9 protein-coding genes and 7 pseudogenes are annotated in these 21,000 nt (G+C 59.3%); 3 read left to right on the forward strand and 13 right to left on the reverse strand.

The window, feature by feature from the left end; genetic code table 11:
• Positions 1-65: 65 nt before the first annotated feature.
• The 13 genes and pseudogenes from CES87_RS04020 to CES87_RS04075 all read right to left on the reverse strand — a co-directional run bounded on the left by CES87_RS04020 (position 66) and on the right by CES87_RS04075 (position 17,316).
• Complete coding sequence (locus CES87_RS04020; protein ID WP_128605060.1) at positions 66-2,603, reverse strand: PAS domain-containing sensor histidine kinase; 2,538 nt, start codon at positions 2,601-2,603, stop codon at positions 66-68.
• A 39-nt stretch (positions 2,604-2,642) separates the two neighbouring features.
• Positions 2,643-2,843: a hypothetical protein gene (locus CES87_RS32580; RefSeq protein ID WP_218196236.1), complete on the reverse strand. Its 201-nt coding sequence runs from the start codon at positions 2,841-2,843 to the stop codon at positions 2,643-2,645.
• Between the two features lie 27 nt (positions 2,844-2,870).
• Positions 2,871-4,826, reverse strand: coding sequence for an acetoacetate--CoA ligase (locus CES87_RS04025; RefSeq protein ID WP_128605061.1), 1,956 nt, complete (start codon positions 4,824-4,826; stop codon positions 2,871-2,873).
• 140 nt (positions 4,827-4,966) lie between these two features.
• Positions 4,967-5,740, reverse strand: a complete 774-nt coding sequence (gene hbdH / locus CES87_RS04030) for a 3-hydroxybutyrate dehydrogenase (RefSeq protein WP_128605062.1) — start codon at positions 5,738-5,740, stop codon at positions 4,967-4,969.
• 7 nt (positions 5,741-5,747) lie between these two features.
• Positions 5,748-7,139, reverse strand: a complete 1,392-nt coding sequence (locus CES87_RS04035; protein ID WP_128605063.1) for a GntP family permease — start codon at positions 7,137-7,139, stop codon at positions 5,748-5,750.
• 288 nt (positions 7,140-7,427) lie between these two features.
• Positions 7,428-8,842, reverse strand: a pseudogene (locus CES87_RS04040) (sigma-54 interaction domain-containing protein).
• Between the two features lie 162 nt (positions 8,843-9,004).
• Positions 9,005-10,584: pseudogene (locus CES87_RS04045) on the reverse strand (ABC transporter ATP-binding protein).
• A 27-nt stretch (positions 10,585-10,611) separates the two neighbouring features.
• Positions 10,612-11,634, reverse strand: a complete 1,023-nt coding sequence (locus CES87_RS04050; protein ID WP_128605064.1) for an ABC transporter permease — start codon at positions 11,632-11,634, stop codon at positions 10,612-10,614.
• Positions 11,634-12,695 carry a microcin C ABC transporter permease YejB gene (locus CES87_RS04055; RefSeq protein WP_128605065.1) on the reverse strand — a complete coding sequence of 354 codons (1,062 nt, stop codon included), beginning with the start codon at positions 12,693-12,695 and terminating at the stop codon, positions 11,634-11,636. The genes CES87_RS04050 and CES87_RS04055 overlap by 1 nt, the downstream gene beginning before the upstream one ends.
• Positions 12,695-14,562, reverse strand: a pseudogene (locus tag CES87_RS04060) (extracellular solute-binding protein). Before CES87_RS04060 ends, CES87_RS04055 begins: the two are co-directional and overlap by 1 nt.
• A gap of 134 nt (positions 14,563-14,696) precedes the next feature.
• Entirely contained in the window at positions 14,697-14,978 is a 282-nt protein-coding gene (locus tag CES87_RS04065; protein ID WP_128605066.1) for a peptidylprolyl isomerase, read from the reverse strand.
• 196 nt (positions 14,979-15,174) lie between these two features.
• Positions 15,175-16,055: pseudogene (locus tag CES87_RS04070) on the reverse strand (lipase family alpha/beta hydrolase).
• A 188-nt stretch (positions 16,056-16,243) separates the two neighbouring features.
• A pseudogene (locus tag CES87_RS04075) lies at positions 16,244-17,316 on the reverse strand (3-deoxy-7-phosphoheptulonate synthase).
• A 637-nt stretch (positions 17,317-17,953) separates the two neighbouring features.
• On the opposite strand from CES87_RS04075, the pseudogene CES87_RS04080 reads away from it, so the two are divergent.
• From CES87_RS04080 to uvrC, 3 genes and pseudogenes are all read left to right on the forward strand, one after another.
• A pseudogene (locus CES87_RS04080) lies at positions 17,954-18,396 on the forward strand (GNAT family N-acetyltransferase).
• A gap of 127 nt (positions 18,397-18,523) precedes the next feature.
• The gene (uvrY, locus tag CES87_RS04085) at positions 18,524-19,165 is read left to right on the forward strand and encodes a UvrY/SirA/GacA family response regulator transcription factor (RefSeq protein ID WP_008015884.1); all 642 of its coding nucleotides are present in this window, start codon (positions 18,524-18,526) and stop codon (positions 19,163-19,165) included.
• 2 nt (positions 19,166-19,167) lie between these two features.
• Positions 19,168-20,989: pseudogene (gene uvrC, locus CES87_RS04090) on the forward strand (excinuclease ABC subunit UvrC).
• Positions 20,990-21,000: the final 11 nt, after the last annotated feature.

Consider the following 21,000-nt stretch of genomic DNA (forward strand, 5'->3'; position numbering starts at 1 on the left):
CGGTAAATACCTTGCAACGGTGGTGGCTATGTAAGTGAGAAAGGGGCGCGCGATTATGCCCTAACTCACTCGGGTTGGCCGATCATCGTACGAATCTTGTTGGCCAACAGATCAATGGAGAACGGCTTGGCCACCATGTCCATGCCTTCTTCAAGGAAGCCCTGGCGTTCGGCGGCCATTTGCGCGTAACCGGTCATGAACAGCACTTTGAGCTGCGGACGGTGCTGACGGGCGATCTCTGCCAACTGTCGGCCATTCATCCCCGGCAGGCCGACATCGGTGACCAGCAGATCGACCCGCAGATCGGATTCGAGCAAGGGCAGGGCGGTTTTCGCGTCTTGCGCTTCGTGGGCTTTGTAACCAAGCTCCTTGAGCAGGTCCATCACCAGCATGCGCACCGCCGGATCGTCCTCCACCAGCACCACGGTTTCCCCGGCATTCGCCGGCGGTGCCTCGCCGATGACCGGCGACAGCACATCTTCCGGCTCCGCCGCGAGCAGACGCGGTAAATATAGGCGCACGCTGGTGCCCTGGCCGGGCATGCTGAACAGGCTCACGTGACCGCCCGACTGCTGGGCAAAACCGTAAATCATCGACAGCCCCAGCCCCGTGCCCTGGCCGATGGGTTTGGTGGTGAAGAACGGATCAAACGCTTGGGCCAGTACCTTCGGCGTCATGCCGGTGCCGTTGTCGCTGACGGCGATCATCAGGTAATCCCCGGCCTTGACCGGTTCCAGAATGTTGACGTCGCTGCTGTCCAGATACACGTTGGCGGTTTCGATGCGCAATTCACCGCCATCGGGCATTGCATCCCGGGCGTTGATCACCAGGTTGAGCAGGGCGTTCTCCAGTTGGCTGACATCCGTGCTGACCGGCCAGATGTCTTCGGCCAGTTGCAGTGTGAGCTCGATGTGGTCGCCCTTGGTGCGGCTGAACAGGTCTTCCAGCGAATGAATCATATCGTTGGCATTGAGCGGCTTGCGGTCCAGAGACTGACGTCTTGAGAAAGCCAGCAAACGATGGGTCAAAGCGGCAGCGCGGTTAGCTGAAGAGACCGCCGCTTCGGTGAAGCGGGCGATTTCCGCCGTGCGGCCGTCGGCGATGTAGCGTTGCATCAGGTCGAGGCTGCCGATGATGCCGGTAAGCATGTTGTTGAAGTCATGGGCGATGCCGCCGGTGAGCTGACCGACTGCTTCCATTTTCTGCGCGTGACGCAAGGCATCTTCGGCGCGTTCGCGTTCGAACATCTCGTTTTGCAGGCGCTGGTTGGTCTCGGCCAATTGTTGGGTGCGGGCGGCGACCCGCTCTTCGAGGGTTTCGTTGAGGTTACGCAGGGCTTCTTCGGTTTTTTTGCGCTCGGTTTCGTCGATCACAAAAATATAGAAACCGTTCACCGCGCCGTCTGCACCGTGGCGCGGCAGGTAGTTCATCAGGGCCTGGCGGATGCTGCCGTCACGGTGCGGGGTGCTGATGCTGAAACTGCAGGGCCTGCCGGACAGTGCCTCGCAGATGTACTCGGCACGCAATGCGTACGCCTCATCGCCCAATACTTCGCGAATAGTCCTGCCGTAGAGTTCCTGGGGCGTCAGGCCATACCAATCCAGATAAGCGGAATTGTTCAGGCGAAAGCGTTCCTCGCGGTCGACGTAGCTGATCAGGATCGGCATGGCGTTGATGATTAGCTGCAACTCGGTCTGGCTCTGGCGCAGGGCCTGCTCGGTATTTTTGCGTTCGGTCAGATCCAGGGCGGCGCCAAGGAATCGGATCGGCCGGCCATGGTGGTCCTTGTAGCAACGCCCGCGGGCAAACACCCAGCGCAGCTGACCGTCGGCTTGCAGCAGGCGATATTCCTCGGCGTATTCGGCACCTTGGGTGATGCACTGCTTGATGCTACGGGCGATCAAGGCGCGGTCTTCCGGGTGGACGCCGTGCAGGTATTCGCTGATCGGTAATTGGCTGGCCATGGCCGGATCGATGCCATGCAATTGAGCGAAATGAGCATCGGCGATGAAACGGTCTTCGCCGATATCCCAATCCCAGGTGCCCACCGTGTCTGTGGCAGCGAGAGCCAGTTGCAGTCGTTCTTCTGTGTCCTGTTGCGCTTTGAGGCTAGCGGCCGAGCGTTGTTCCAGTTCCAGGGCGATGCGTCGGCGTTCGTTGGTTTCGATGGCAGTGACCAAAATTCCGGCGACTTCGGCTTTTTCGTCGCGGATGGGGCTGTAGGTCAGGTCGAGCCAGAAGTCGGAATCCTTGCCGTCGCGCTGCAGGGTGAAGCGTTGTTCGCTGTAACTGCGCACCTGGCCTTGTAGGACGGCGCTGTAAATCGGGTCGGTAAAGTCTTTGAGTTCTGGCCATGTCTGGTGTGTCGGCTGTCCGAAAGCGTGTGGATGCTTGCTCCCGGCCAGCAGGGCGAAGCCGTCGTTGTAGATCTGTGCCAGCTGCGGCCCCCAGAGCAACAGCATCGGCATCGGTGAATGGATCACGATGTCCACGGCGGTCCGCAGGCTCTGCGGCCATGTACTGGCCTCACCCAGCGGGCTGCTCGCCCAGTCCAGTCGGGCAATCAAGGCCTGGGCATCGCTGCCGGTTGGTGATGCGTTCATCAAGGTGTCCTGCAATTCAAGTCGGTGTGGCGGTGTCTACTATGCTTGCTGAGCTTTCACTGCTCTGACCCGGTGCGGGTCATTTTCTGTCAATTGAATGCTTCGCGGGTGCTTTTTGCCATGGAAATCGATGCGTTGTTCAAACGCCTGGCCAGCCAGGATGGCTCTGACCTTTATCTGTCCACCGGAGCGCCGCCGCGATGACTTAACTTTCGCCTGAGACAACGCCTTCGCCAGCAAGCTGGCTCCTACAGAGGGAGAGGTGTTTCAGGTCTTGAGTTCGGGGCGGTTGCGAAACTGCTCCAGCGCCTCGGGGTTGGCCAGTGCATCGGTGTTTTTCACCCTCTGCCCATGCACCACGTTACGCACCGCCAACTCGACGATTTTGCCGCTGATGGTCCGGGGAATATCCGTCACCGCGACAATCTTCGCCGGCACATGGCGCGGCGTGGTGTTGGCGCGAATGACTTGACGGATCTGCTGCTGCAGCGCTTCATCCAGCACCACGCCCTCGAGCAAGCGTACGAACAGCACCACTCGCACGTCGTCCTGCCATTGCTGACCGATGGCCACGCAGTCGAGCACCTGCGGGACTTTTTCCACCTGGCGGTAGATTTCCGCCGTGCCGATGCGCACGCCACCGGGATTGAGCACAGCATCGGAGCGCCCGTGGATCATCATCGCGCCATGGGGTAGTTGTTCGGCGTAATCACCCTGGGCCCAGACACCCGGATACTGACTGAAATACGAAGCACGCAGCTTTTCCCCATCGGGGTCCTGCCACAGGCCGATAGGCATCGCCGGGAAATGCCGGGTGCACACCAACTCGCCTTTTTCGCCAATCACCGGCTGACCCTCGTCGTTCCACACCTCGACGGCCATGCCCAGGCTTTTGCCCTGCATTTCGCCACGGCGCACCGGTTGCAAGGGATTGCCGTTGGCAAAGCACGAGACGATATCGGTGCCACCCGACATCGATGCCAGGCACACATCGGCCTTGAGGTCGCGGTAGACGTAGTCGTAACTTTGCGGCGACAGCGCAGAACCGGTGCAGAGCAGGGTTTTCAGGCTGCTCAGGTCGTGGCTTTGCCTTGGCTTTATGCCACTGGTTTGCAGCGTCGCGAGGTATTTGGGGCTGGTGCCGAAAACGCTGATGCACTCGTCGTCGATCAGATCAATCAAGCGTTCGGGGTCGGGCTGGAACGGCGATCCATCGTATAGCACCACGGCGCTGCCTACTGCCAGGGCCGAGACCAGCCAGTTCCACATCATCCATCCGCAGGTGGTGTAGTAGAACAAGCGCTCGCCGGGGCCGAGATCGCAATGCAGGCCATGTTCCTTGACGTGTTGCAGCAGCACGCCTCCAGTGCTGTGGAGGATGCATTTGGGCACGCCAGTGGTGCCGCTGGAATAGAGGATGTACAGCGGATGGGCGAAGGGCACGGCGACGAAGTCCGGCTCACCGCCGGGAAAGTAGAAATCGTCCCAGAGCGTGACATTGGCCTGAGTGCGGTAATTTTCGATGCGCGCTTGGGGTCGTGCGTAAGGCACGATGACCAACTGCTGCAGCGTGGGCAGACGTTCGAGGATTTCGTTGACTTTGACCGTCTGGTCGATCTCCTTGCCGGCGTAGCGGTAGCCGGCGCAGGTGATCAGCACTTTCGGCTCGATCTGGCCGAAACGGTCGATCACCCCTTGTGTGCCGAAATCCGGCGAAGAGCAGGACCAGATCGCCCCGAGGCTGGTGGTGGCGAGCATGGCCACCAGGGTTTGCCAGGTGTTCGGCATGCACGCGGCAACCCGATCGCCGAGGCCGACCCCCGCCGCGATCAAACCGTTTTGGAAACCGGCGACATGTTCCGCCAGTTCGGCCCAGGTCAAGTGTTCGCGCTGACCGTTTTCACCCACGGCCACCACCGCAATGGCATCGTCGCGACGACGCAGCAAGTGTTCGGCGAAGTTCAGGGTCGCACCGGGAAACCACTGGGCGCTGGGCATTTGCGCGCCTTCCAACAGCACCGCGTCGGGTTGCTGATGGAAGCGGATATCGAAGAAGTCGACAATCGCCTGCCAGAAATCCTGGCGTTGGTCGATGGACCATTGGTGCAGGGCAGGGTAGTCATCGATCTTCAGGTGGTATCGCTGATTGATGGCGCGCCGAAAGGCCTCCATGCGGGTTTTGCTGATGCGTTCGGCGCTGGGTTGCCACAAAACGTCTGACATAAGTGTCCCCTTATCAGATCGTTCCCACGCTCTGCGTGGGAATGCAGCCCGGGACGCTCTGCGTCCCATTGGAACGCGGAGCGTCCCTTGAGGCATTCCCACGCAGAGCGTGGGAACGATCAGTGTGTGCTGGTAGTGGCTTACTGCGCCAACCACCCACCATCAATATTCCACGCTGCGCCCCGCACCTGGCTGCCGGCCTCGCTGCACAGGAACAGCACCAGCTCACCCAGTTGCGGCGGCGTCACGAATTCCAGCGACGGTTGTTTCTCGGCCAGCAGATCATGCTGTGCCTGCTGCGGATCAATGCCGGTCGCAGCGCGATCATCGATCTGCTTCTGCACCAGCGGGGTCAGCACCCAACCCGGGCAAATCGCGTTGCAGGTGACATTGCTGGTGGCGGTTTCCAGGGCGACGACTTTGGTCAGCCCGATCACGCCATGTTTGGCCGCCACATAAGCGGCCTTGCCTGTCGAACCGACGAGGCCATGCACCGAGGCGATGTTGATCACCCGGCCCCAGCCTTTGGCACGCATGCCCGGCAGGCTCAGACGGGTGCTGTGAAACACCGATGACAGGTTGATGGCGATGATCGAATCCCAGCGTTCCACCGGGAACTCGTCCACCGGCGCCACATGCTGAATGCCGGCGTTGTTGACCAGAATGTCAACGCCGCCGAATTCACGTTCGGCGTAGGCAATCATGTCGGCGATCTGCGCCGGATCGCTGACGTCGGCCGGGTGATGGCCGACCTTGCCGCCGAATTGCTTCACTTCGGCGATCACCTTGGACGCATCACCGAAGCCGTTGAGGATCAGATTGGCGCCAGCCTTGGCCAGGCTGAGGGCTATGCCTAAGCCAATGCCGCTGGTGGAGCCGGTGACCAGTGCGGTCTTGCCCGAAAGAGTCGTCATGAATACCTCACACAATGCCAGTGGCGTAGAAAGTACCGATCACCACAAAAACCGCCAGGGTTTTGATCAGCGTAATACAGAAAATGTCTTTGTAGGCCTCGCGATGGGTCAGGCCGGTAACCGCCAGCAAGGTAATCACCGCGCCGTTGTGCGGCAGGGTGTCCATACCGCCACTGGCCATCGCGGCCACGCGGTGCAGCACTTCCAGCGGGATGTTGGCGGCATGGGCGGCATTGATGAACTGCTGGGACATCGCCGCCAGCGCGATACTCATACCGCCCGATGCGGAACCGGTGATGCCGGCCAGCAGGGTCACGGTAATCGCTTCATTGACCAGTGGATTGGGAATGCTCTTGAGCCAGTCGGCCAGCACCAGGAAGCCGGGCAGGGACGCGATGACCGCACCGAAACCGTATTCCGAGGCTGTGTTCATCGCTGCAAGCAGCGCACCGCTGACTGCGCTTCGACTGCCTTCGGCGAGTCTGCCGCGAATCGCCTGGAAGCCGAACGCCAGCACCATGATGATGCCCACCAACAAGGCTGCCTGGACCGCCCAAATCGCGGTCAGTTTGGCGATGTCGGTGGTGACTGGCGTGGCCATGCCCGGCAGCGCAAGGCTATGGGTCTTGCCGTACCACTGAGGAATCCACTGTGTGAACAGCAGGTTCATGATGCCCACGGCCAGCAACGGCGACAGCGCGATCCATGGGTTGGGCAGCTTGATATCGGCGGCGGTTTCCGGCTCGTTGCGCAGGTCGATGCCATAGCCTTCACCGGTGCGCTGAGCCTTGTTGCGCTGGCGCTGGAGAAACAGCATCCCGGCGCAGAACACGAAGATCGCGCCGATCACACCCAGCCAGGGCGCCGCCCAGGCAGTCGTGTTGAAGAAGGTGCTGGGGATGATGTTCTGGATCTGCGGGGTGCCGGGCAAAGCGTCCATGGTGAACGAGAATGCGCCGAGGGCAATGGTCGCGGGGATCAGGCGCTTGGGAATATTGCTCTGGCGGAACATTTCGGCGGCAAACGGATAGACCGCGAACACCACCACGAACAGCGAGACGCCACCGTAAGTCAGCAGGGCGCAGACCAGCACGATCACCAGCATCGCCTGGCGGGTGCCAAGCAAGCGAATGGCCGCGGCGACGATGGAGCGCGAGAAGCCCGACAACTCGATGAGCTTGCCGAACACCGCACCGAGCAGGAACACCGGGAAATACAGTTTGATGAAGCCGACCATTTTCTCCATGAACACGCCGGTGAAGGCAGGCGCAACGGCGGAAGGGTCAGTCAGCAGGACAGCGCCGAGGGCGGCAATCGGGGCAAAAAGGATAACGCTATAGCCACGGTAAGCAGCCAGCATCAGCAGCGCGAGGGCTGCCAAGGCAATGATCACACTCATGGTGTGTCTCCTGGGATTGTTATTTTTGTATGTGAATCTTTGTAGGAGATTTCTTTAGCGAGTTTCGTGCCAGTTGGTTAAGTTATTGAAATATAAGGATATATTTATGGTTGTCGAACCGGGTTCGATGGCTGTGTCTCTGTTTTGAGACTTCTATTGGTTGGACCGGCCCTTTCGCGGACAAGCCCACTCCCACAGTTTCATCGATTGGTCGGGAAGAATGCGGTCACTGTGGGAGCGGGCTTGCCCGCGAAGAGGCCTGTTCTACCAATGGAGATTTATGTCTCTTTATGGAGACTCGGCGATCCCGAGTGCCGCCATCTTCTTGTACAGCGTCGACCGTCCCATCCCCAACCGCGCGGCCGCTTCTATTACCTTGCCCTCGCAAAGCGCCAGGGCGGTTTCAATCAATTGCCGGTCAAAGCGCTCTCGCGCCGCACTGAAAGTCTCATGTCCCACAGGTTCGACGGCTAACGGATTCACACGCTCAACCGGAGTAAACGTCCCGATTGCAGCGCGAATATCCGCTGCCGAAAGCCGCAGGTCATCACTGAGCAACGCTGCCCGTTCCAATACATTGCGCAGTTCGCGAATGTTCCCCGGCCAGGCGTGTTGGCCCAGAAGCGCCAATGCTTCGCTGTTCAGTTCGTGTTGGCTGCGTAGCTCTTCAAGGATCGCTTCACTGAGGGCGGGCAGGTCGTCCAGGCGGTCGCGCAGCGGTGGAACGTGGATCGGCAGCACGTTGAGGCGGTAATACAGATCGGCGCGAAACTCGCCGCGCTTGATCGCGGCTTCCAGGTCGGTCGAGGTCGCGGCAATCACGCGTACATCGCTCTGGATCACGTCGTTGGAGCCGACCGGTTCGAATTCCTTTTCCTGCAGCACCCGCAGCAATTTGCTTTGCAGCGGCAGCGGCATATCGCCGATTTCATCGAGGAATAAAGTGCCGCCCTGGGCGATCTGCAACTTGCCGGCGCGGCCCTTGCGATCGGCCCCGGTAAAGGCGCCGGGCGCGGTGCCGAAGAATTCGGCTTCCAATAGCGATTCGGGGATCGCCGCGCTGTTGATGCTGACAAACGCCTTGTGCGCGCGCGGCGAAGCATTGTGGATCGCCTGCGCCAGCAATTCCTTGCCGGTGCCGGTTTCGCCGAGCAGCAACACCGGCGAGTCCGTGCTGGCACTGCGGCGCGCGCGGCGTTTAACTTCCAGGCTGGCGGCGCTGGTGCCGATGAAGTGGGCGAAGTTGTATTTGGTCTGCCGCGCCCGCAGCAACGAACGCGTGGAAGCAAGCTCTTCCTGCATGCTCATGTAGCGCTTGAGCATCGGCGACAGGCTGTGTAATTCGTCGAACAGGGCAAAACCGATGGCACCGATCACCAAGCCTGCGTCGTCATGAATCGGCAGGCGCATGACCACCAGCGGTTCCTTGGGGTGTCCTGCATGTCGAGCAGAATCGGCCGGCCGGTGCGCACCACTTCACGCAACAGACTGCCAGGGATGACGCTTTCACAGGCCTTGCCGATGGCCCCCTCGGCCGATTGCAGACCAAAACGCCGGGCGTAGCGCTCGTTTATCCAGACGATGTTGGCATCGCGGTCGACGATCACCGTGCCTTCACTCGACTGTTCGATGATCTCGAACAATGAACGGATCGCCAGGAGGCGAACGCGCTGGTAGTCCTTTAGGCTTTCGGTGGTGTTCATGGAGTATAGATCCTGATTGTGTGTTGCCTGTGGCGGCCCCTTCGCGGGCAAGCCTCGCTCCTACAAAGTTTATGGTTGGCGCCGAATTTGGTTCAACTCAAAACCTGTAGGAGCGAGGCTTGCCCGCGAAGGCCGCGATAGGGTCCAACGACGGGCGCAGGATTATGCCTGCCCTAAATGCGCCGCCGCCAACAGCTCTTTGGTGTATGGATGCTGCGGTGAATCGAACACGTCGTGGCTGGCCCCGCTTTCTACCACCTTACCGTCCTTGACCACGATCATATCGTGGGCCAGGGCGCGCACCACCGACAGGTCATGGCTGATAAACAGATAGGTCAGGCCATGTTTTCCTGAAGCTGACGCAGCAGCGCGACCACTTGTTTTTGCACGGTGCGGTCCAGCGCCGAGGTCGGTTCGTCCAGCAGGATCAACGCCGGTTTCAATACCAGCGCCCGGGCGATGGCGATGCGTTGGCGCTGGCCGCCGGAAAACTCGTGGGGATAGCGATGGCGGCTTTGTGGGTCGAGGCCGACTTCCTGCAATGCCCGAATCACCTCGGCGTTGCATTCTTCCTCGCTCAACTGGCTATGCACCTCCAGGCCTTCGCTGATGATCTGCGCCACGGACATCCGCGGGCTGAGGCTGCCAAACGGATCCTGGAACACCACCTGCATTTTCTTGCGCCACGGTTGCAACTGCTTCTGCGTCAGGCGTTCCAGCGCCTCGCCCTGAAAGCGGATGCCACCCTCGGAATCGAGCAGGCGCAGGATCGCCTGGCCGAGCGTGGATTTACCGGAACCGGATTCGCCGACGATGCCCAACGTCTTGCCCCGCTGCACATTCAGGCTGATGCCGTCGACGGCCTTCAAATAAGTCTTGCGCTGAAACAGTCCGCCACTGACGGCAAACTGTACCCGCAGATTGTCCACTTCAAGCACGTTTTCTCGCTCGTCACGGGGCAGCGCCTCACCTTCCGGTTCGGCGTTCAACAGTACGCAGCTATACGGGTGTTTCGGTTCGGTAAACAGGGTCTCGCAGGTGGCCTGTTCGACAATTTCGCCGGCCTTCATCACGCAGACACGCTGGGCAATGCTGCGCACCAGGTTGAGGTCGTGGCTGATCAGCAGCAGCGACATGCCGAGTCGCTGTTGCAACGATTTGAGCAGCAGCAGAATCTTGCGCTGCACGGTGACGTCCAGTGCAGTAGTGGGCTCGTCGGCGATCAGCAGTTCCGGCTCGCACGCCAGGGCCATGGCGATCATCACCCGTTGGCGCTGGCCACCGGATAATTGATGAGGATAGGCCTTGAGGCGTTCCTTGGGTTTCTGGATGCCTACCAGGTGCAGCAGCTCAAGGATCCGCGCCTGTGCCGCTTTGCCCGCCATGCCTTTGTGCACCAGCAGGGTTTCACCGATCTGCTTTTCGATGGTGTGCAATGGATTGAGGGACGTCATCGGCTCCTGGAAAATCATCGCGATGCGGTTACCCCGCAATTGACGCATTCGCTTGGCGTCGGCGCCGACAAGTTCCTGTCCCCGATAACGGACGCTGCCGGTCGTTTCGCTCTCACTCTCGGGCAGCAGTTGCAGGATCGAGTGGGCGGTCACGGATTTGCCCGAACCCGACTCGCCGACCAGCGCCAGGCATTCGCCGGGGCGGATGTCCAGACACAGATTGCGCACCACGGTCTGGCCACTGAAGGCCACGCTGAGGTCACGGATTTCGATCAGGTTAATACTCATGGCAACAGTCCGCGTCGTACTTGGTTTTCAAGATCTAGGATCAAAAGCGTCGCGCAATGCTTCGCCGATAAACACCAGTAAAGAAAGAATCAGCGCCAGGGTGAAAAACGCCGTCAGCCCCAGCCATGGCGCTTGCAGGTTCTGCTTGCCCTGGCCGATCAGCTCGCCCAGGGAAGCGCTGCCGGCAGGCATACCGAAACCGAGGAAGTCCAGCGCCGTCAGGGTCGAAATGGCCCCGGTCAGAATGAACGGCAGGTAACTCAAGGTCGCGTTCATGGCGTTGGGCAGAATGTGCCGCACGATCACTTTGCGATCGGTCAGGCCCAGTGCCCGGGCGGCCTTGACGTATTCCAGATTGCGTCCGCGCAGGAACTCGGCGCGCACCACGTCCACCAGCGCCAACCAGGAAAACAGCGCCATGATCCCCAGCAACCACCAGAAATTCGGCTCGACAAACCCCGACAGGATGATCAGTAAATAAAGAACCGGCAGCCCGGACCAGACCTCCAGCAGCCGCTGTCCGATCAAGTCGATCCAACCACCGTAATAGCCTTGCAGGGCCCCGGCGGCAATGCCGATCAGCGCGCTGACGAAAGTCAGCATCAATGCAAACAGAATCGATACGCGCGCGCCGAAAATAACCCGGGCCAACACGTCCCGCGCCTGGTCGTCGGTGCCTAGCCAGTTCACGTACGACGGCGGGCTGGGTGCGGGTTTGTTCAGGTCGTAGTTCGGCGTGTCGTCGCTGAAGGGGATTGGCGGGAACAGCAGCCAGCCACCGTCCTTCTTGATCAGTTGCTGCACATAGTCGCTGCGGTAATCGGCCTGGAACGGCAACTGCCCGCCGAACTCCTGCTCGGTATGGCGCTTGAGGGCAGGGAAGTACCACTGGCCTTGATAGCTGACAATCAGCGGCTTGTCGTTGGCGATCAGCTCGCCACCCAGAGTCAGCAGGAACAGGCCGACAAACAACCACAGCGACCACCAGCCTCGGCGGTTTTTCTTGAAACGTTCGAAACGACGACGACCCAGCGGAGAAAGCTTGAACATCAGGCATTCCTCGCGGCGAAGTCGATGCGGGGGTCAACCAGGGTGTAGCAAAGATCGCCCACCAGTTTTATCAGGAGGCCGAACAGGGTAAAGATGAACAGCGAGCCGAACACTACCGGATAGTCCCGTGAAACCGCCGCCTCGTAGCTCATGCGGCCCAGGCCATCGAGGGAAAAGATCACTTCGATCAGCAAGGAGCCTGCAAAAAATACGCTGATGAATGCCTGGGGAATCCCCGACACCACCAGCAACATGGCATTGCGAAACACGTGGCCATACAGCACCCGTCGTTCACTCAGGCCTTTGGCGCGGGCGGTGACCACGTACTGTCGGGTGATTTCGTTGAGGAACGAGTTCTTGGTCAGAATCGTCAGGGTTGCAAAGCCACCGATGACCAGCGCCGTGACCGGCAGCACCAGGTGCCAGAAGTAATCGGCGACTTTGCCCAGGGTCGACAGCGACTCGAAATTATCCGAAACCAGTCCGCGAACCGGAAACCAGTTCAGCGAAGTGCCGCCAGCGAACACCACGATCAGGAACATCGCGAAGAGAAACGCCGGCATCGCGTAGCCGATGATGATTGCGGTGCTGCTCCAGATATCGAATTGGCTGCCGTGATGCACGGCTTTGCGGATGCCCAGCGGGATCGACACCAGGTAGGTAATCAGCGTTGCCCAGAGTCCGAGGGAAATGGTCACCGGCATTTTTTGCAGGATCAGGTCGGTGACGGTGGCGCCACGGAAGAAGCTCTTGCCGAAGTCCAGACGCGCATAACTGGTGAGCATCAGCCAGAGCCGCTCATGGGCCGGTTTGTCGAAACCGTACTGTTTTTCGATGTCCTTGATCAGCTGCGGGTCGAGGCCGCGGCTGGCTCGGGAGGTACCGCTCATGGTCTCGCCTGGTCCGCCGCCGACACTGGCTCCGCCTATGCCTTGCAAGTGGGCGATAGCCTGTTCCACCGGGCCACCGGGTGCCGCCTGGACGATGACGAAGTTGACCAGAAGAATGATCACCAGCGTCGGAATGATCAGCAGCAAGCGCCGCAGTATGTATGCCCACATCAATGCGGCCCTCCGGGTTTGCCACGGCGAATGCGCTCAGCGGTCATTTCCTGATTGGTCAGCGGCGTGGTGCTCACCTCCCACCAGCTCTCGATGGCTTCGTCATTGCTGGCCTGCACGTTCGGAATGCCGAAGCGGTTCCACCACACGGTGGACGTTCCCGGCGGGTAATAATTGGGGATCCAGTAGTAGTTCCATTGCAGCACCCGATCCAGCGCATGGGCGTAACGCAACATGTCGGCCTTGGTGCTGGCGCGTACCAGTCCATTGATCAGGGTGTCCACCGCCGGGTTCTTCAGGACCATATAGTTGTTGGCGCCGGGGTCATTAGCCGAGGCCGAGCCGAAATAGTTCAACAGTTCGCCCCCGGAGAAGTGGTGACGGGATAGCCGGTGACGATCATGTCGTAGTCGCGGCTCATCAGGCGGTTGACGTATTGAGACGCATCGATGCGACGAATGTTCATGTCGATGCCGATCTGTTTGAGGGTGCGTTTGTACGGCAGCAGCAAGCGGTCCATGCCGTTCTGGCTGACCAGGAAAGTGAAGCTCAGCGGCTCGCCGTCGGCGTTGACCAGTTGATCGTCGTCGGGTTTCCAGCCTGCCTGTTCGAGCAAGTCCAAGGCTTGCAACTGTTTGTCGCGAATCAGGCCACTGCCATCGGTTTTCGGTGCCTCGAACACTTTGGTGAAGACTTCGTCGGGGATCTGCCCGCGCAACGGTTCGAGTATCGCCAGTTCGCCGGAGTCCGGCAGTTGCCGGGCGGCGAGTTCGGTGTTGGAAAAGAAGCTCTGCTGGCGGATGTACAGGTTGCGCATCATCTGCCGATTGCTCCATTCGAAATCCCAGAGCATGACCAGCGCTTGACGCACCCGGCGATCCTGAAATATCGGATTTTGCAGATTGAATACAAAGCCCTGACTTGGTTGCGGGGCTTCTGTTGCCAGGTGAGCCTTTTGCAGGCGACCGTCGCTCAGGGCCGGGCTTTCATAGCCGATGGAGTAACCGGTGGCGGAGAACTCGCGGTTGTAGTCGTAGGCGCCTCCGCGCAGGACCTGCCGCGCGACGTCGGTATCGCCGAAGTACTCGATGCTGAAATGATCGAAATTATAGAGGCCGCGGCTCACCGGAAGATCCTTGCCCCACCAGTCGGCGTTTCGCTCAAAAGTAATGCTGCGCCCGGAGTCGACCTTGCTCACCTTGTACGGCCCGCTGCCCAGCGGCGCTTCGTAACCACCGCCACCGGCGAAATCGCGGGTCTTCCACCAGTGCTCGGGAAACACCGGCAGGGTGGCGATGTCCAGCGGCAGGGTGCGGTTTTCATTGTTCTTGAAGTCGAAACGCACGGTTAGTGGCGACTCCACTTCGACGCCTTTGACGTCAGCAAATTGTGTGCGATAACGCAGGCTACCCTGGGTCATCAACAGATCGAAGGTGTAGCGCACGTCTTCGGCGGTGATGGGTTTGCCGTCGGCGAAACACGCCTTGGGGTTGAGGTAGAAGCGCAGGGACAGACCGTCATCGGAGCGCTCGATCTTCTGCGCCACCAGGCCATAGACGGTGTAAGGCTCGTCCAGCGAGCGCTGGGCCAGGGGTGAGTAGAGCATGCCGTCGATCTGCGTGACGCCAATGCCCTTGTCGATATACGGCAAAACATGGTCGAAGAGACCGATTTCGACCGCGGAGCGACGCATAGTGCCGCCCTTGGGCGCCTGCGGATTGGAGTAGGCAAAGTGACTGAAGTCGGCAGGGTACTTGGCCGGTTCGCCATATACAGTCAACGCATGTTGCGGTGCAGCATTCACACCGGCGGCGACCAACAAAAGGGCCACGGCAGTGAATAACACAGTAGGGAAAGCCAGTCGCATTGTCAGCCTTAGAGCCGGGTGGTCGTTAACGACAATTTGTACGCTAGCGGCGCGTCCCTCGCCAGCCGAATTACGTGTCTGAAACACGACGGCCCGCCAAAAGGCGGGCCGTTGTGGAGCAAACCGGGCGTCGATCAGTCCTGACGACTGGTCACTTCCAGCAGATGGTAGCCGAACTGGGTCTTGACCGGACCTTGCACGACGTTGATCGGTGCACTGAAGACCACGGTGTCGAATTCCTTGACCATCTGGCCAGGACCGAACGAACCCAGATCACCGCCCTGGCGGCTGGAAGGGCAAGTAGAGTTGGCTTTGGCGATTTCGGCGAAGTCTGCGCCAGCCTCGATTTGGGCCTTGAGTTCGCTGCACTTGGTTTCGCTGGCAACGAGGATGTGGCGAGCAGTGGCTTTAGCCATGGGAAGATACTCCTTTAAACATTCGGTAAAGTGGGGAGCCTACCGGATTCAGTGAGCTATTTCTCCTGTAGGAGCGAGCTTGCTCGCGAAAAATGTTTGGACAACGCGGGTATTCAGACAAGACGCGTTATCGTTGACGTCCATCGTCGGAACGCCGCCCGGAGCAAGCTCGGCTCCTGCAAGTGACCGGCGTTGATTATAGACCGGCTTTTTTCAAGCGTTCGGCATGCTGCACGTACAGGTCAATCGGGTCGATGATTTTCGCAGGTGGAACACCTGACTGGCGCAGGGTGCACAGATGGTCGAGGGGATAGTCGGAACGGATGATGGTGCCAAGATGGGAGCTGTAGCGGCCGACCATGCCATCGTTCTGCTCGACTTCGCTGATGAAATATCGTGAAAAGGCCTTTAAGAATCCCCGCGACGGATCAGGCGAATTGTAGCCTTCGTCCGTAAGGTTTTTCGGCAGGATTCCGCTCCAGGAGTAATAGCGGACACCGTTGACCTGTTCGCAGCCATTGCCTCCCCAGGTTTTCGGCAGCCCTTGTGGGTACTTGTCGTTGAATGCGCGTACACCCTCTGTCGTAAGCGCATTTACTGCAGCGACCGCATCTTGTGGCAGGTTTGAGTTGCCGCTGAGTAACGACAAAAATCTGCAAAGAGGGTCGCCACCGTATCGGCGATGTGCTCCGGCAGCTGTCCAGGTGTGAGGGCCTTGCGCAGGAAGTCGGCCAGCTCCGATCCATGGTTAGGTCCACTGACGGACGTCACCGATGCCGCCGACTGCGGCGCTACTGCTGCTGCGTAACGTGCCGCCAGTGCACCTTGGCTGTGGCCGATCAGGTTGACTTTGCTCGCGCCGGTGCCTTGCCGAACCCGTTCTACCTGCGCCAGCAGTTGCTCGCCTCGTGCTTCGTTGCTGTGGGTGGCCGACAGGTGTGGCACGAATACTCGCGCACCAGCGTTTCTCAGGGCCTGTTTAATGTCATGGAAGAGTTCGAAGGTGCCGATCCGGTCGAAGCCGAAGAGCCCGTGAACCAGCAGGATTGGATAATGAGTGTCTGCATTCCGTTGCATGTGTTTGTCCTATTTCAGCGGTCAGGGAGGTGCCTTGCGCCTCACTCTAGAACACTCTGACGTTGGCAAGATGTATGAAAAAGGCGCGGTTATCTGGCGAAAGCGGTATAGAGAAACGGCGAAAATTCAGCTGTGGATGAGATTCCACTCTGAATGTTTCGTCATTTTTCGGCGAGTATCGAACGCTTTCAATCACGCTCTGCGCGAAGGCGTTCCGCCCCCTGACGCAACAGTTGTTCCGTCCCGCTCCAGCCCAGGCAACCATCGGTGACCGACACACCGTACTTCAGCGTCGGACTCAACGGCTGGCACCCTTCGAACAAATGACTTTCGATCATCATGCCGATCAGCGAGCTATCTCCCTGTAAGCGTTGTTCAAGCACGTCGTTGAACACCGCTGGCTGGCGCAGCGGATCTTTACCACTGTTGGCATGGCTGCAGTCGACCATGATCCGGGCCGGGATCTTCAGTCGGGTCAAGTCGCTGTGTACCTGGGCAACGCTGGCACGATCATAGTTCGGCCCGTTATGACCGCCGCGCAATACAAGATGAGTGTCTGCATTCCCCGGTGTTTGAATGATTGCGGGGTGGCCCTGGCTATCCACGCCGAAGTGGCGATGCGGATGGGCGGCCGAACGCATGGCGTCACTGGCCACCGCGACACCGCCGTCGGTGCCGTTTTTGAAACCGACCGGCATGCTTAGGCCGCTGGCCATCTCACGGTGGATTTGCGACTCAGTGGTGCGGGCGCCAATGGCTACCCAGCTGAGCAGGTCATCGAAGTAACCGGCGGCCATGGGTTGCAGCAGTTCGGTCGCCACCGGCAAACCCAGCAGGAGCATTTCGCGCATCAGTTCGCGCGAAAGGGTCAGGCCACCAGACATGTCATCGCTACCATCCAGGTGCGGATCGTAGGCCAGGCCTTTCCAGCCGACCGTGGTGCGGGTTTTTCGACGTAGGCGCGCATCACCAGCAGCATCTTGTCGCTGACTTCGGTGGCCAGGCGAGCCAGATTACCAGCGTATTCGAGCGCCGATTGAGGGTCGTGAATAGAGCAGGGACCGACAATGACCAGTAGACGGGAGTCTTCACCGTTGAGGATCGCGCGAACCGCTTGGCGGTGGGCCGCGACTTGCTGGGTCAAAGCGTTGGTGAGCGGTAATTGCAGTTTGAGCTGCAACGAGCTGGGCAGACGCAGGGTCAGCGCTTCATTGGCAGGGCTCAGGGTGGACAGTGGCAGAGCAGAGACGGACGAGTTCATATTCGGGTTTCCTGGGCTGGCGACGGGTTTGTTCCCGCGCGCTCGGCCCTACTGGGGTGTTCGACAATTGGCCAAATTGGCTGCGTGTGTATGCTTGCCACCTGTGGGTGACCGATCGGAGGCGGCAGGCTGTCCCGAGCGGAGGGTGGTAAATCGCCAGGCGGTAAAACTGTCGTAACGGTAATAAGTGGCGTAGTTCATTTTCTTGATCCTCTAAATGTCTGGTGTTGCTAAAAATGTTAAGGGTACTTTTTTGTCGAAGCCCAAAAACAAAACCCCCGGTCGGGAGGCCGACCGGGGGTTGAGAATTCTCTGGTGGCGACCCGTTTAAAGTGGGCGCCGTGTGGGTATCAGGCGCGCCAGTGGCTAAACCAATACCCAAAATAAAAGCTGACCGGAGCACAAACGTCGTTCGCCCGGGCAGCCGCAACCGAGCGCAAGGCGCTGGCGGTACGAAGCTGTGAGAGGGCGTTGAACATGGTTTGTCTCCGATGGATGCGCCGAGCTTACTAGAGCCCGGTACGAGGATTCAATCAGAAAATGCTATCGGGCCCGGACGGCGTTTTCTATCGCTTGAGTGACTCGCAGCTTGTGACCACACTTCGTGCTCCTGAAAAGACCAAGTCGTGGAGGCTTGATGGAATTTGAATGGCGTGCGGCAACTGACCGCGATCTCGATTTTGCCCGCGAACTGACCTGCGGCAACATGCTGCGCTATTACATTGAGCACGATCTGCTGTGGCAGGACCAGGCCTTTGATGTGGCTTGGGCAGGGCGCGAGAATCGCATGATCATGCGCGGCGAGAATCAGGTGGGGTACGTCAGCCTGAGTCGAGACGCCAGGGCGCTGTACATCCGTGAGATACAGGTCGCCGAAACATTTCGCAGGCAGGGTGCCGGTTCCTGGGCGATTGATCAGATATTTGCCATGGCATGTGTGGAGCGGCGCCCGGCATTGCGTTTGACAGTTTTGAAAACAACCCGGCGCGGGCGTTGTATGAAAGAAAGGGACTACAGGTGGTGGGGGCGGACGAGTGTTTTCTGAGGATGCAGCGCGACGCCCGGGACGCTGATCGCTGAAACACGTTTGCCACAGGGCTTTCAAGATAACTGGAAACTTTTTATATGGCGCTTTCCGCTAGGTCTGCCAGTTGCTTTTTTGCTAAGGTGTCGGCAACTCAATAAGACCATATCGCGAGGTGTCTGCTTGATTAGGGTGCTAGTGGTCGATGACCATGATCTCGTTCGTACAGGCATTACACGAATGCTGGCTGACATCGATGGCCTTCAAGTGGTCGGCCAGGCTGAGTCGGGGGAAGAGTCCCTGCTCAAGGCGCGTGAGCTGAAACCCGATGTGGTGTTGATGGACGTCAAGATGCCCGGGATCGGTGGTCTTGAGGCCACTCGTAAATTGTTGCGCAGTCATCCGGATATCAAAGTCGTCGCGGTGACTGTGTGTGAGGAAGATCCGTTTCCTACACGGTTGTTGCAGGCCGGCGCTGCGGGATACCTGACCAAGGGCGCGGGTTTGCCGGAAATGGTCCAGGCCATCCGCCTGGTGTTCGCCGGGCAGCGTTACATCAGTCCGCAAATTGCCCAGCAACTGGCGATCAAATCATTCCAGCCGACCAATGATTCGCCTTTCGACGCTTTGTCCGAGCGGGAGATCCAGATTGCGTTGATGATTGTCGGTTGCCAGAAGGTCCAGATCATTTCCGACAAGCTGTGTTTGTCGCCAAAAACCGTGAATACCTACCGTTACCGCATTTTCGAAAAGCTTTCGATCAGCAGTGATGTCGAGTTGACGCTGCTGGCGGTTCGTCACGGCATGGTTGATGCCAGCCTCTGAAAATGACTGAAACCTTTGATCCAAGTGCCTTTCTGTCGACCGTCAGTGGGCGCCCCGGTGTGTATCGCATGTTCGACAGCGAGGCACGCCTGCTGTATGTCGGCAAGGCCAAGAATCTCAAGAATCGCCTGTCGAGTTATTTCCGAAAAACCGGCCTGGCACCCAGACTGCCGCGCTGGTTGCGCGAATCGCTCAGGTCGAAACGACCATCACGGCCAACGAAACCGAGGCTTTACTGCTTGAGCAGACGCTGATCAAGGAGTGGCGCCCGCCGTACAACATCCTGCTGCGCGACGACAAATCCTACCCTTATGTTTTTCTATCCGATGGCCAGTTTCCGCGCTTGAGCATCCATCGCGGTGCGAAAAAGGCCAAGGGCAAGTATTTCGGTCCTTATCCCAGCGCCGGTGCGATTCGCGAAAGCCTGAGCTTGCTGCAAAAGACGTTTTTCGTTCGCCAATGTGAAGACAGCTACTACAAGAACCGAACGCGTCCTTGCCTCCAGTATCAGATCAAGCGCTGCAAAGCGCCTTGTGTCGGTCTGGTCGAGCCCGAGGTGTATGCCGAGGACGTACGGCACTCGGTGATGTTTCTCGAAGGCCGCAGCAATGCGCTGACCGACGAATTGTCGGCCGCCATGGAAGAGGCCGCGATCAACCTGGAGTTCGAGCGTGCCGCCGAGTTGCGGGACCAGATCTCGCTGCTGCGGCGGGTTCAGGATCAGCAGAGCATGGAAGGCGGACCGGGGATGTCGATGTGATTGCAGCGTTCGTCAACCCGGGTGGTGCTTGCGTGCACTTGATCAGCGTGCGCGGTGGGCGAGTACTGGGAAGCAAGAACTTTTTTCCGCAAGTGGGTATTGAAGAGGACGTTTCCGAGGTCATGGCGGCGTTTCTTGGTCAGTACTTCATCAGCAGTCCTGAGCGCGACTTGCCAAGCGAACTGATCGTCAACGTGGTTCACGATGACTTCCCGACGCTGATCGCCGCCATCGACGAGCTGCGTGGTCGCGAACTGACCATCAGTCACCGGGTGCGCGGCACGCGAGCACGCTGGCAGCAACTGGCGGTCACCAACGCCGAGCAGGCATTGGGCGCGCGCTTGGCGAATCGTCAGCACATTACGGCACGCTTCGATGCGCTGGCCGAAGTGCTGAAGCTGGACGAGCCGCCACAGCGCCTCGAGTGCTACGACATCAGTCACTCCAGCGGTGAAGCGACCGTGGCGTCTTGTGTGGTGTTTGGCCCCGAAGGTCCGATCAAGTCCGACTATCGTCGCTACAATATTGAAGGCGTTACGCCCGGGGATGACTACGCTGCGATGCATCAGGCCCTGACCCGGCGTTTTAGCAAATTGAAGGACGGGGAGGGCAAGCTGCCGGATATTCTGCTGGTGGACGGCGGCAAGGGGCAGCTGTCCATGGCCCGCGACGTGCTCAACGAGCTGGCAGTGCCGGATCTGATCCTCCTCGGCGTGGCCAAGGGGGCGACGCGCAAGGCTGGTTTCGAAACTCTATACCTCAATGATGCCGCCCATGAATTCACGCTGCGCGGTGATTCCCCTGCGCTGCATTTGATCCAGCAGATTCGTGACGAAGCTCACCGCTTTGCCATTACCGGGCACCGTGCTCGTCGCGGAAAAACCCGTCGCACGTCTACGCTTGAGGGCGTTGCCGGTGTCGGGCCGACACGTCGTCGCGATTTGCTGAAACATTTTGGTGGATTGCAGGAGCTGTCTCGTGCCAGCATCGAAGAGATCGCCAAAGCACCCGGGATCAGTAAAAAGCTCGCAGAGTTGATTTATGCAAATCTGCACAGCGAGTAGAATGCCACCTC

This window comes from Pseudomonas sp. ERMR1:02 (assembly GCF_002277815.1).
Classification (GTDB): domain Bacteria; phylum Pseudomonadota; class Gammaproteobacteria; order Pseudomonadales; family Pseudomonadaceae; genus Aquipseudomonas.